The following is a 13,402-nucleotide window of genomic DNA, read 5'->3' as shown; positions in this document are numbered from 1 at the left end:
CCACACCCTGATGCGCCCGCAGCGTGAAGCTCGAAGGCACCGGGCGGTTTGCCGCATCCACCAGATGAGAGGGAACCGTCACGGTCACATCCTTCGAGCCGGTGTTCAGAGCAGCCCAACCACGAGTAAAGGCACGAGTCTGAGCGGTCTTCTGAGCGATAATACCGCCGACCGGATCCCCCAGATCATAGGAGAGCTCCGGGGCGTGCGGGATCTCGTCGTAGGCGTCGTGGTGGGTTGCACTGATGCCGGTGAAGGCACCTCCACCGAACACCCAGAAGCCCGCCAAACCGTAGAGGAAATTCTCATCCGTGCCGGTAATCGGAGCCTTACGGTCGCTGAGCGGGGTGCGCAGAATCGTCACCTTCTTCTGCGAGGCGGCGCTACGGCCACCCAAACCCGCAAAAGTAGCACCCAGGTTCACGTCGCCCGCCGAGCCGTTCGCAATCTCACGACCCTGCATCACGGCATACGGCGAAGACAGGTAGTCGTTCGGACCCCAGCCGAGCCACACCTCCTCAAAGCCGCCACCGTAGGCGCTGTGACGCTCCCACTTGCCGTAACGCAGACGAGACTCAGCAATATTGGGCACCAGAATCTTGCCAATCTTATTCAGCTCAATACCGGCGTACGCAACCAGAAAATCCAGGTGCTCACGGATCTTCGTCATGGACTCCACGCCCTGGATGGGCAGGTCCAGACCGTAGTAATCGTTCTCCACATCGTTATCAGCCATGACCCCGTCAAAGGGTGAGTCGCGCATTTCGCGCACCACAGCGTCCACCCAGTGCCAACGATAGTCGGCGTTCCACACCTGCATCTGGAAGTGCTTGGGGTAGCCCTTCCACTCGATACGGTCACCGTTGAGGCGGTGGGCGAAGAAATCCTTACCGGAGTTCGCCATCGACTGCGCCAGCGGGTAAGACACACCCGAAGAATAGATCGGGCCGGGCTCATAAGAGCGGGTGGAAGACAGGCACTTGTACGCCAGCACCACCATTTGAGGTGCACGCTTCTTCAGGTAGCGTGCCGCGTCCAGTTCCCAGGGCTGCAGGATTGCGACAGAGTAGTTCTTGACCGCAAAATCGAGCTGCTGCTGGGTAATGGGCTTACCGCCGTAGCGGACCCAGGCACCAAATTTGCCGGGTCCGCCCAAACGGGTGAGGTTATTCGCCATCGTACTCCGGGTTGAATTCGGGGGCGCGAGGAGGCAGCTTGCCCAGCTCGCGGTAAATCGTGTTGTAGCGGTCCATGACCAGTCGCAGCTGGAAGAAGCTGACGATACGGTCGTAGGCGTTCACACAGTAGCGTTCGTAGATGCTGGGCTCCTCCATGAGGGTGCGCAGCGCCGCCGCGAAGCCGTGAATATCGCCGGGGATGGTCAAGATACCGCAGTTACCGATTTCGTGGCCGTCGGGGGCGACCAGCACATCATCGATGAGCTGGGACATACCGCCCACGTCGGTGCTGACCAGCGGGATGGACGCGGCCATCGCCTCGAGCGCCACAATCGGCTGACCCTCATTGTAGCTGGGCATGAGCAGCAGGTCGAAGCGGTCGAGCATCGCACGCACGTTCACGGTGCCGTGGAAGGTGATGTACTCGCCCATGTTGAGCTCTTCGATGGTGCGCAGGCACAGCTCGTAGTACTCGGGCAGGTGGTCCTTGGGGCCGAGCACGTCCAGGTGGAAGTTCACCAGACCCTGATCGCGCAGCACCGCGAGGGAGCGATCAGGTCGGTCAGGCCCTTAATGGGCACCACGCGGGCAATGAACACGAAGCGCCACACGTGGCCCCGACCCTCAGCGAGGATGCGGGCACGCGCCGCCTGGCGGGCGTAGTAGGCTTCCGCCACGGACTCGATGAGCATACCGTTAGGCAAAATGATTGCGCGGTCCTTCTCGCCCTCGTTCATCTGGTCGATGGGCGCGCCAATACCGCGTGCCTCTTCCAGAGCCTTGGGGTACAGGTAGGTTGCCATGTCAGCGCTGGGGTAGCAGAAGCGGCCCATTTCGACGAACCAGACGGACCAGGCACGCTCGTCGAGAGTGACCGGGCCCAGGCCGGGGTGCTCACGCTCTTCGTTGAGGAAGGCGTAGTCGGTGGTGACGGGCTTCGCCATGTTGCGTTCGAGCTTGGTGTTCACGGTATCGCGAATGTAGAGGTTGTGCTCGGTCAGCAGGAAGCTGGTGCCGTGGTCACGTGCGGCGGCGGCGGCGATGAGTGCCGCGTAGCCGGTGGTGTGGGCGTGGTAGACGCGGGCGTGCGGCATCCGCTCGTGCAGGATCGCAAAGAGGATGGAGACGAAGTCGCGCACCTTCCAGAAGAGCTCACCGAAGGGCACCTCGGAGAAGAAGCCCAGACCCGCAATCGCCTGCATGAACTCGCGGGTTCCGAAGAGGCCGAAGAGGTTGTAGCTGCGGGTTGCGGGGTTGATGCCCTCGTCGTAGAGCTTCCAGAGGGGGTTCACGTCGCCGGCGATGAGGGCGCTGAAGCCGTCCATGAGGCGCTGAGTGAGTGCCTGACGCTCCGCAAAGTTCATGCGCAGTGCGGAGGGGTCACAGGCTTCCGCGAAGGCCTCGCGGTTGACTTCCAGGCTCAGGTACAGCACCTTGACCCACTTGACGTTCTCGGGCATGCCGTAGAGGTCTTCGTGGGGGGAGTTCTTATCCCAGGCGATGTGAATAATGCCGTAGGTCAGATCCGGGTTTTCGCAGACGATATCGTGCACCACCGCGGACACACCACCCTTGAGGTAGGGGTAGGTGGATTCCATGATGATGGCGACGTCAACGTCCGGGTATTCGGGGTCGCTGTAGTGGGGGCCGGGAGCCGGAAGCTGCAGCGGCGCGTAGTGGTTTCGGTACATCTGTTCAGTCATTGTCGTATGTGTCTTTCGCGGACCGTGCGGTTCTTACCAGGCGAGGGCTCGACGCCAGAAGAGGGAGTACTCGGGTGCAGCCCACGCCTGACGGTAGACGCGGTAGCATGCGAAGGCGAGCACTGTCTCGCCCACGATGATGGGCAGGTAGCCGGTCTCGTTGGGCAGGATCATGAAGGAGATGAAGAGCAGCACCAGGTGCGCTGCGGAGAGCAGCTGCACAGTGACGTACATGGTCATGTACTCAATCTGGTAGATCAGCAGTGCCACTGCAACGAAGAGGAACGCCACGACCAGGCCGGAGAGCGCCAGCGGGTAGGACTGCGGCAGGAAGATGAACATCAGGATGCCGGTAACGATAGCGCTGGCGATGTAAATCAGCAGGGAGTTGCGGATAGCGTGGTTGGAGGTGCGCAGAGCCTTCGAAGACTCCGCCTGAACGCCCTTGTAGGGCAGGCGGTCGAAGATGGTCCACAAGTGCTGGATGCTTGCGTTGACGCGGTCTGCTTCCACCACGAAGAAGTAGTTGTAGGCAATAACGCAGGGGATCAGGCTCAGGTAGATTGCCACGACGTTGATTTCACCGCCGGTGACCAGGAAGAGCATGTACTTATCGGCCCAGATGATGGAGCCGGTGAAGAAGCCGCGCAGGGCGTCGAGCGCAATGTCCTTGAGCGGGATGCGCGCGAAGTGCAGCAGGTGCACCAGGTCCTTACCGAGGCTCACCAGCAGGATGAGCGAACCAACCAGCGGCGGCAGGAACCAGATGACGGGGTAGCAGTACAAGGCAAGAGTGTAGCCAAGCCACGCGATGAACCAGATGATGCGGTTCTTCGCGAGGTTCGGGATGACCAGCAGCTGCGCGAACGCAATGTTGAGAACGCCCAGGACGAAGAACGCACCGAATGCAGTCGGGCTCCAGTGAAGAACGAGGGCGACCGGAATTGCGAAGAGCAGCACCAGCGGCATGGTCATGAAGAAGAGATAGAGCCAGTTGCGGGTGAACGCGGTCAGGTCGGTAATGTCCTGGAACTGCGGCTCGGACATGCGTGCGCGTACGGCTCGTGCTTCGGCACGCTTGAGCTGGTGCTCAAGGGTTTCAGCGTGAATACGCAGGCCTTCGCGGGCGTCCGCAATCTTCTTGTGCTCCATCTGGATAGCACGGTAAAGGGGCAGGCAGGCTGCCTGGCTGAGCCAAGGAACGGTAATGGACGCCGCCAGAATCACCTGGATCAGGGGTACACCATCAAGGTTGTACCGGTTAATGGTCGGGGTGACCATGGGGAAGACGGTGGTCAGCAGCGCGACCGGGGAAACGTAAAGCAGAAAGTTAATGAGGAGGCGCCAGGCGGTGGTGGTTTTTTCCTCGGTACCGTGGTTGGTAGACAATCTTGCAGACTTTCAGTCGATAATCGTAAAGATTAGGGGCAGTGTGTTTGAACAGCACCGTGTGACGCGCCAGGGGGGAAGACTCGTCGTACCGAGAAGTGCCGGGTCCCCATGGTTTGCGCTGATGCCGCCGTGAATCAATATACGGCATATATCAACTAAAACCTTTGGTTTCCTTAACCCTCTACTTGATATTTGGAGGGATTTAGGACACACCCACATAATGCGCGTCACACAAGAATGCAAAACATCTAGTGAGAGCAATATTCTATGCAATATACGCGGGGTGCAACAACCTTGATTTGGGTGCTCCACGCTAGGTGCTGACGCGCTGGCACACCGGCACAAGGTTCACCCAACCAAGGATCCCCCGCACTACCTGTGCACACACCATGTGTCCCTGCGCAAAAGCATCCCGGCCCCTCCCACCGGGAGGGAACCGGGATGCTCTAAGCGACCCTAACAGGCCTTAGCTATTTAGGATGCACTCGAGAGAGTACGCAGTGCCACGGACACTACAGCCAAGCGCGGGTGACCGGATGCGTCGAGAGCGGCCTCGCCAATCTCCTTCAGGATGCGGTCGATGTTGCCGACGCGGGTCGGGTGCTCCTCAATCCAGGTTGCCAGTGCCTGCTGTGCACCATCCACGGTGGAGAAGTCGCCCTTCGCGCCCTCAGCCACGGACAGTGCGAGGCTTGCAGCAGTCTCGTAGAGGCTGCCGCGCATTGCCTGGCGTGCCAGGATCTCCCAGCGGTCGCTGCGGGGCAGCTCGGTGATGAGGCCGAGCAGTTCGTCCACCTTGAAGCGGTCGTAGGTTGCGAAGTAGACCGGTGCCAGCGAGGTTGCCTCGAAGTCGTGGTCGCGTGCCGCACGGATAACGTCCAGCAGGGCGTAGCCCTCGAAACCGCGGATCCAGATGACGATGAGTTCCTCGGGCAGGCCCCATGCCTCGCCTGCGTCGCGCTTTGCACGAACACGCTCGCGGGAGGTGCCGGAGAGGTACTCGGGCAGGTTGTGGCGCATCTCGACGACGGAGCCGAAGATCTCCAGCAGCTCAGAGATGCTGGTGCCAGCAACCACGCCACGCTCGGTGATGAACCAGCGGACAGCACGATCCAGAACGCGCTGGTTGTCGCGCAGAACGGTGAACCATGCATCCAGCGGGGTCTTCGGGGGCAGTTCGCGGTGCAACTTAGCTGCGGTGCCCAGCTCGAAGAGCTCACGAGCGACGATGAAGGCGCGTGCGACGGAATCGATACCGACGTTGAACTCCTCCATCACGCGGTATGCGAAGGTGATACCGCCGATGTTGACCAGCTCGTTAGCGACGCGGGTGCAGATGATTTCCTTACGCAGCGGGTGCGAGTCCAGGTGCTGACCGAAACGCTCAACCAGTGCTGCCGGGAAGTAGCTGCGCAGAACGCCTTCCAGGTAGGGGTCGTCCGCGAAGTCGGTCTGCTCCAGTGCGTGGGTGAGGTAAATCTTCACGTACGCAGCCAGGACGGACAGCTCGGGGCGGGTCAGGCGGTCGCCGGTGGTCTCCAGACGCTCGTCCAGCTCCTCGTCGGTGGGCAGGAACTCGACGGCGCGGTTCAGGCCGGCGTGCTCTTCCAGGTCGTGCATGAGGCGCTTGTACAGGTTGGTGCCCAGGAAGGAGCCGTGGAACTCACCCTGCAGCAGAACGTTCTGCTCAACGTTGGTCTCGAGGACCTTGCCGCCGACCTCGTCCTGCAGGGACTCGATGAAGGAAGCACGCTCTTCGCTGGACAGCTCGCCGTGTGCCACGAGGCGGTCCACCAGAATCTTGATGTTGACCTCACGGTCACTGGTTTCCACACCTGCGGAGTTGTCGATTGCGTCGGTGTTGAGGATGACGCCGTTGAGCGCAGCCTCGATACGACCCAGCTGGGTGAAGCCGAGGTTACCACCCTCGCCAACAATCTTGGCGCGCAGATCCTTGCCGTTGACGCGCAGTGCGTCGTTAGCCTTGTCGCCCACCTGTGCGTTGGTCTCGGTGGAGGCCTTCACGTAGGTACCGATACCGCCGTTGTAGATCAGGTCGACCGGTGCCTTCAGGATTGCGGAAATCAGCTCGGTCGGTGCCAGCTCGGTGACGGACTCGTCCAGGCCCAGGACCTCGCGCACCTCGGGGGTGATCTCGATGGACTTCAGACCGCGAGAGTACACGCCACCACCGGCGGAAATCAGGTCGCGGTTGTAGTCCTGCCACGAGGAACGGGGCAGATCGTACAGGCGCTGACGCTCGTCGAAGGACACTGCCGCGTTCGGGTTCGGGTCCAGGAAGATGTCGCGGTGGTCGAATGCTGCGACCAGGCGGGTTGCCTTGGAGCGGAGCAGACCGTTACCGAACACGTCACCGGACATGTCGCCAATGCCGACTGCGGTGAACTCTTCGGTCTGAGCGTCGTGGCCGAGCTCAGCGAAGTGACGCTTGACGGACTCCCATGCACCACGTGCGGTGATGCCCATAGCCTTGTGGTCGTAACCGACGGAGCCGCCGGATGCGAAGGCGTCGCCCAGCCAGAAGCCGCGCTCCAGACTGATTGCGTTTGCGGTGTCGGAGAATGCTGCGGTGCCCTTATCCGCTGCAACCACCAGGTAGTAGTCGTCAGCGTCGCGTGCTACAACACCTTCGGGGCGGACAACGGTCTCGGAGCCGTCGGTGCCCACTGCGAGGTTGTCGGTGACATCCAGCAGGGAGCCGATGAAGACCTTGTAGGACTCGCGGCCCTCGGTGATCCATGCGTCACGATCCACTGCGGGGTCGGGCAGCTGCTTGGGGTAGAAGCCACCCTTCGCGCCGGTGGGGATAATGACGGCGTTCTTCACCATCTGGGCCTTGACCAGGCCGAGCACCTCGGTGCGGAAGTCGTCACGGCGATCCGACCAGCGCAGGCCACCACGTGCAACGCTACCGAAGCGCAGGTGAACACCCTCAACGCGCGGGGAGTAGACGAAAATCTCGAACTTGGGGCGGGGCAGGGGTGCGAAGTCAATCTCCTGCGGTGCCACCTTGAACGCGAGTGCGGGGCGGTCAGCAAGGTATGCGTTGGTGCGCAGGATAGCGCGGATGACCTTGCCGAGGGAACGCAGGTAGCGGTCAGCGTCCAGGGTGGGGATCTGGTTCAGTTCCTCAACCAGGGCTGCTTCGATTTCGTCACGGCGTGCGTTGCGCTGCTCATCGTTGAGACCGTTGTTCGGGTCGAAGCTGACCTCGAAGAACTCGACCAGGTGCTTGGTGATGGCCGGGTTTGCGAGCAGGGTGTTCGACATGAAGGACGGGGTGTAGCCCAGGCCCAGCTGAATCAGGTAGTGGTTCAGGGCACGGAACAGACGTACTTCCTGCCAGGTCAGGCCCTCAGCCAGGATCAGGCGGTCCAGGGTATCGGACTCGCGCTCACCGAGCAGGTAGGCGTTCAGGGCGTCCTCGTAAAGGGAAGCCACAGCGTTTGCATCCACGCCCTCGGGGAACTGAACCCCAAAGTCGTAGAGGTAGCCGTAGTCTTCGCCGTCCTCAGGCTTGAACTCGTAGGGCTTCTGATCAACAACGACCAGACCCATATTCTGCATAACCGGCAGAAGCTCGGTGAGGGTGTGAGGTGCGGACAGGTAGGTCTTCAGTCGGGTGGTGTTGGCTTCGCCGGCTTCAACCTTGATTGCGGCGGGCTTCTGGCCCGAGAGAGATTCAAGAATCACGATATCCTCGATTGCTTGTTCTACTGTGTAATCGGCTCGGTAGGCTGCACTAGTCGCATCTGCCCAGGCTGATGCGAGTCGGCGGCCTGCCGCTCCGGGTTTCCATGCCTCAATAGCAGCTGCGGTTGCTTCCACCCAGGAGCGGGCGGCTTCTTGCAGTCGCTTTTCGAGAGCTTGATGATCCGTCTTCGGCACATCATTGGGGTTGGTGAGCCGAATGCGGAAAAATAGACGCGCCAGCGATGAGGAGGACAGGTACACCTCATGGTCGATGGCACTAAAATCAAATTCTTGTTGGAACACCCGCTGAATACGGGAGCACACGTTCGTGTTGTAACGATCCCGAGGCAGGTACACCACGGCGGAAATAAACCGGTTGAACTGGTCGGCGCGCAGGAACAGGCGGGTCTTGCGGCGCTCCTCCAGGCCCATGATGCCGCCGAACGTATCGGTCAGGTCATTAGCGGAAGCGTGCAACAGCTCCAGGCGCGGGTAATCTTCCAAGGCACCCAGAAGCGCCTTGTCAGAGTAAGAACCGGGGTGGTAGCCGAGGCGGCGGCGCACCATCGCGATACGCTCACGCACCAGCGGAGTCTCAATAGCGGGCAGTGCGTACGACTGACGGGTGAACAGACCCAGAATGACGTACTCACCAATCACGCGGCCGTTCAGGTCGAAGCGGCGCACACCAATGTAGTCCAGGTAGTCGTTCCGTGCTACGGTGGAGCGGGAATTCGCCTTCGTGATGTACAGGGGGCGCGGGAACAGGGCACGCTCCAGGGTCTCGCCCGAAAGGGGGATGCGGCTCTTACCCTCCGTGGTGCGCAGAATACCGAGCGCCGAACCGGGGCGGTCCACCAGAGAAATAGCGCCGGAGGTGCCGTCCAGCACGCGCTCCTTAACGCCCATAAACACGAAGTTGCCGCGGGTCAGCCAGCGCAGGAAGTCCTGTGCCACCTCCACACGGGAGGCAGGCTCCACACCGCGCGGGTTGGCGGCGTAGGATTCCTCGCCGTGACCCAGGGTTGCGCCGCGCAGGTCGTACATGGACTGCGCCAGGTCGAAAACGCGGGTGACCATGGCATCCAGGTCGGTGTGGCAGGCGCGAACGTCAGCGAGGACGCGTTCAACTTCCTTCTCGCAGCGGCGCTGCTCTTCCTCAGTGAGGTAGCGGGTCAGGCGAACCGCAATCCAGGCTTCAATAGCGACAGTGGTACCCGCCGGGGCGTTCTCGCTGAGCTTGAGGGAGGGCACGCCAAGAGTGGCGGTATCGCCACTGGCGAGGTTGCCGCGCATGCCGGTGCCGCGCAGGCTCAGAAGGGTACCGTCCGGGCCGCGTTCAGCGAGGAAGGTGGGGTGAAGAATGGTGACGAAACCACCAAAGTGCGTGGCAAGGCATGCGGTCAGGGAGCTGACGATGTGCGGCATGTCGTCGGTCGCGACGTACAGGGTGGTGTTGTACTCGTCGTTGCGTGCGGCAACGACAGGGGTCTTGGGCAGGCGGATTTGAGCTAGCGCACGGTGGGTGCGAGCCAAATCCTCTAACTCTGCCGGGGTGAACTCTTCACGCTCATCTTCGGGGCTGTTCAGGAAATACTGCTCGACCCATGCATCGGCGCCAGCGAAGTGTGCCATAGCCTTGTCAGTCATTGACAATCTATCCTCCGAATATCGGTATCACTTCACTGTGACGGTGTCTGTGTGGTCTCATGTGCGCACCGTGGCGCGCGAGCACTTATACCAAGCTTATACCTTCGAGGTGTTTCTGTCAGACATATCGCTCTTGTGGGCGTAGAAATTATTTTTATCTTCTTCCCAAATCCAGCGCGCATTTGGTACGGGTTCAAGAAAGTAGGTGCATCTTGAGGGGTGGACACGTACAGTGAAACTATGAGTTTGCGTACTGAATCTTTCCTGGTGGGTCTCATTGGTGACGGCATCACCTCTTCCCTGACCCCTCCCATGCATGAGGCGGAGGCAGACGCGCACGGGGTGCGCTACCTGTACCGCCCCGTCGACCTGGACGCCCTGAACCTGGATGGCGCCTCTGCCCCGGCACTTCTGGATGCGGCGGCACTACTCGGCTTCAACGCTTTCAATATCACGCACCCGTGCAAGCAGTCGGTCATGGAACACCTGGACGAGCTTTCGGATGCGGCACGCGCCCTGGGCGCGGTCAATTGCGTGGTGATTGGCGAGGATGGCAGCTTCTACGGCGATAACACGGACTACTCCGGGTTCATTGCGGGTCTGAAGCGCGGTCTGCCGCAGGTGGCAGAGGATCCGGCGCGCCTGGAACACGTGGCGCAGTTGGGTGCTGGCGGTGCCGGTAGCGCCACGGCGTACGCCCTGTGCCGCCTGGGGGTGCGCCGCCTGAGTCTCTTTGAGCGTGACGCAGCGAAGGCGCAGGGGCTTGCGGAGCAGCTGGGTGGGCTCTTCCCGCAGACCCGAATCGAGGTGCTGAGCGACGACGAGCGCCTCATTGAAGCTCTACTGGAAGCTCAGGGTTTGGTGAATGCAACCCCGGTGGGTATGCACGTGCATCCGGGTATGCCGTTGAGCGAGTCGGCATTGAGCGCCGGGGTGCTGCGTGAAGGCCTGTGGGTTGCGGACGTCATCTACCTGCCGCAACAGACGCAGCTGGTGCGCGCGGCGCGTGCCGCCGGGTGCGAGGTGCTGACGGGCGGCTACATGGCGGTGGGTCAGGCGGTAGATGCGTTCCGTCTCTTCACCGGACTGGAACCGAACGCCGAGCGTATGGCGGCTCATTTTGAGGCGCTGATTGCGGCACAGCAGGGAGATTAGAAAGTTAAACACGCAGGTGGGGTTGGATAGCTAACTATCCAACCCCACCTGTATTTATTCTATATACGGAATATATTCTGTGGGCTATGCATCCAGCTCAGCCAGGGACTTCTTGTACCCCTCACGAGCCGTCAGCGCACCCAACGCCACGAGCACACACATGGCAACCGTGAACACGGCGGGCAGCACCGCATTATGCAGGTCGGCACCGGCGAGGCTCGTCGCCACGGCGGGCGCCACGCCTCCAGAAATTGCGAAGCCAATCTGGGTACCCAACGCCAGGCCGGTCACGCGCACGCGGGTCGGGAACATCTCCGCATAGAAGGCAGGCCACACGCCGTTCGCCATGGAGTACAGCGCACCGTGCATGAGCACGCCGTAGGCGAAGATACCCACCCAGTTACCCTCGGCAATCGCCCCGAGGTACGGGAACATCACCAGGGAAGAAGCCACCGCACCGGTAATGAACACGGGCTTACGACCGATCCGGTCGGCAAGCATAGCGGCGAGCGGAATCGCAATCAGACCGAGGGTGTTGGAGGCGACCGGCACCAGCAGCATGGTGCTGCGGTCAAGGCCGTAACCCTTGGTGGCGAAGGAAAGCGCGAAGGTCGTGAAGACCATGTTCACGGTGTTGACCATGGCGCACACGGCGATGGTGAGCACAGCGCGCTTGTGGTGCTTGAAGACCAGCATGAGCGGGGATTCGGTGAGCTTTTCGCGCTGCAGGTAGGCGGGCGGCTCGGAGAGGGTGCGGCGAATCAGCCAGGCGGTCACCACCACGAAGGCGGAGAGCCAGAAGGGTACGCGCCAGCCCCAGGTGAGCAGGTGCTCGTCCGGCAGGGCAGCGAAGGGAATGAACACGGCGGTCGCCAGTAGCGAGCCGAACTGGGTGCCCTGCAGGGTCCAGCTGGTCGTGAAGGCGCGCTGGTGTTCGTGGGCGTGCTCCAGGGAGATGGAGATGGAGCTTGCCTGCTCACCGGCGGCGGAGAGGCCCTGAAGCATACGGCAGGCGACCAGCAGAATCGGCGCGATAATACCCGCCTCGCTATAGGTCGGCAGGCAACCGATTGCGAAGGTTGCAAAGCCCATCAGGAAGAGGGTGAGCATCAGGACGAATCGGCGGCCGTAACGGTCACCGAGGGGCCCAACAATCATGGCGCCAAAGGGTCGCACAACGTAGGCGACGCCCACAACCACCATGGACTTGAGGATGCCGATGGCGGCGGTGTCTTCGGGGAAGAAGATGCGGTTGAGTACGATTGCCGCGGCGGTGCCGTAGACGGCGAAGTCGTAGTATTCGAGGGCGGAGCCTATCCAGCTGGCGAGGGCGGCTCGTCGTGGTGATCGGGCGGGCGCGTCGGTGCGTCGGCTCATGGGTGGCTCCTTCGGTGGTGTACCCGTTGGGAGGGGCGGGGCCGCGGTGTGGGCGGCCCGCGCGGTCTGTCAATGTGCCCTTCCAGTGTAGGGAGCACCCCACCCATTTTCCATAGGGTTACCTAAGTTCCCAAGGTTTGAAGTAGGAATAGCAGGCTGATACCCCCAGCCCCCGTATGATGTATCTGTATGTAGTTCCGTCACCGATGTTCTCCGTCGCCAATGTTCTCTAAGGGGTACCATGTCTTCACCGCGCACCAGCATTATCATGCCGGTCTACAACACGGCTGACACTGTCGTCGCCGCGATGGAGTCCGTTCTGGCACAGACCGACCCCGACTTTGAGCTGCTGGTAGTGGTTGACGGTTCCCCTGACCATTCCTCGAAGGTCATTCGCGAGTTCCTGCAGAACACCCCCGACCCCCGCATCCGCCTGTTCGACAATGAGCAGAACGCTGGCGTGTCTGCGGCACGTAATCAGGGTCTGGATGAGGCGCGCGGCGAGTGGATTACGTTCATTGATTCTGATGACACGTACCGCCCCGAATTCCTGGAGCGCCTACACGCCGCGGCGGCACGTAACGGCGCGGATGTGGCAACCTGCGGTCACACCATTGCCCGCGCCGACGGCTCCACGATGGACCGCCCGCAGGATGCGCCCGGTACGTACACGGGTCGCGATATTGCCATCAACTATCTGCTGAACCGTTTTACGGGGTTTGTGCACGATAAAATTTTCCGCGCTTCGCTCTTCTCTTCGGTACGTTTCGCGACCGATATTCACCGCGCCGAGGATGCCCTCGCGGTCTTTGAGTGTCTCATGCAGGCGCAGAAGCTTGAGGTTATCCCGGATTGCCTGTACCTGTACCACATGGGCTCTGAGGGCCTGACCTGGGGCCGCGTGACCCCGGTGGAGGAAAGCATCCGCCACACCCGCTACATGCGTGAAGCGGGTGCGCCGCTACTCTCCTCGAAGGAGGGTCAGCAGGCGATGGCGATTTCTTCTGCGCTGACCTACCTGAATAATGCGCAGCAGGCGCTCATGAGCAATAGCGCCGACTCGGACGAGGTAATCCGCGAGTGCCGCCGCCAGATCGAGTGGGGTTGGGTTGTACCGGCGCTGCGTTCTAGCCCGGTGGTGGGTGCGGCGAGCCTGCTGTTGAAGCTCTCCCCCGCCCTGTACCGCACCCTGTACGGCGCGTACGTTCGCCGCGCCTACAGCATGTAAACTTC

General features: G+C 61.4%; 8 protein-coding genes. 2 read left to right on the top strand and 6 right to left on the bottom strand.

What is annotated here, in order from left to right; genetic code table 11:
• From HMPREF2879_RS01935 to HMPREF2879_RS01920, 5 genes are all read right to left on the bottom strand, one after another.
• A partial coding sequence (locus HMPREF2879_RS01935; protein WP_070634702.1) for a putative glycoside hydrolase family 15 protein occupies window positions 1-1,177 on the bottom strand: 1,177 nt, incomplete at its 3' end.
• On the bottom strand, window positions 1,167-1,697 hold the full coding sequence (locus HMPREF2879_RS09500) for a glycosyltransferase (RefSeq protein ID WP_246822888.1): 531 nt from the start codon (window positions 1,695-1,697) through the stop codon (window positions 1,167-1,169). The genes HMPREF2879_RS01935 and HMPREF2879_RS09500, both read right to left, overlap by 11 nt.
• Window positions 1,694-2,881: a GT4 family glycosyltransferase PelF gene (pelF, locus tag HMPREF2879_RS01930; RefSeq protein ID WP_246822887.1), complete on the bottom strand. Its 1,188-nt coding sequence runs from the start codon at window positions 2,879-2,881 to the stop codon at window positions 1,694-1,696. Before pelF ends, HMPREF2879_RS09500 begins: the two co-directional genes overlap by 4 nt.
• Window positions 2,882-2,914: 33 nt before the next feature.
• Window positions 2,915-4,270: a hypothetical protein gene (locus HMPREF2879_RS01925; RefSeq protein WP_070634701.1), complete on the bottom strand. Its 1,356-nt coding sequence runs from the start codon at window positions 4,268-4,270 to the stop codon at window positions 2,915-2,917.
• Between the two features lie 477 nt (window positions 4,271-4,747).
• A complete protein-coding gene (locus HMPREF2879_RS01920) occupies window positions 4,748-9,637 on the bottom strand; it encodes an NAD-glutamate dehydrogenase (RefSeq protein ID WP_070634700.1) in 4,890 nt (1,629 codons plus the stop codon).
• 240 nt (window positions 9,638-9,877) lie between these two features.
• Here HMPREF2879_RS01920 and HMPREF2879_RS01915 point away from each other — a divergent pair, with 240 nt between their 5' ends.
• On the top strand, window positions 9,878-10,792 hold the full coding sequence (locus HMPREF2879_RS01915) for a shikimate dehydrogenase (protein WP_070634703.1): 915 nt from the start codon (window positions 9,878-9,880) through the stop codon (window positions 10,790-10,792).
• A gap of 84 nt (window positions 10,793-10,876) precedes the next feature.
• Here the strand turns inward: HMPREF2879_RS01915 and HMPREF2879_RS01910 are convergent, their stop codons facing one another.
• On the bottom strand, window positions 10,877-12,169 hold the full coding sequence (locus HMPREF2879_RS01910; protein ID WP_070634699.1) for an MFS transporter: 1,293 nt from the start codon (window positions 12,167-12,169) through the stop codon (window positions 10,877-10,879).
• A 241-nt stretch (window positions 12,170-12,410) separates the two neighbouring features.
• Here HMPREF2879_RS01910 and HMPREF2879_RS01905 point away from each other — a divergent pair, with 241 nt between their 5' ends.
• On the top strand, window positions 12,411-13,397 hold the full coding sequence (locus HMPREF2879_RS01905; protein WP_070634698.1) for a glycosyltransferase family 2 protein: 987 nt from the start codon (window positions 12,411-12,413) through the stop codon (window positions 13,395-13,397).
• Window positions 13,398-13,402 lie beyond the last annotated feature (5 nt).

Origin of the sequence: Rothia sp. HMSC069C04 (genome assembly GCF_001812895.1) — a bacterium.
Taxonomy (GTDB): domain Bacteria; phylum Actinomycetota; class Actinomycetes; order Actinomycetales; family Micrococcaceae; genus Rothia.
The sequence above is the reverse complement of the archived record's forward strand: the minus strand, read 5'-3'. Positions and strand labels throughout refer to the sequence as shown.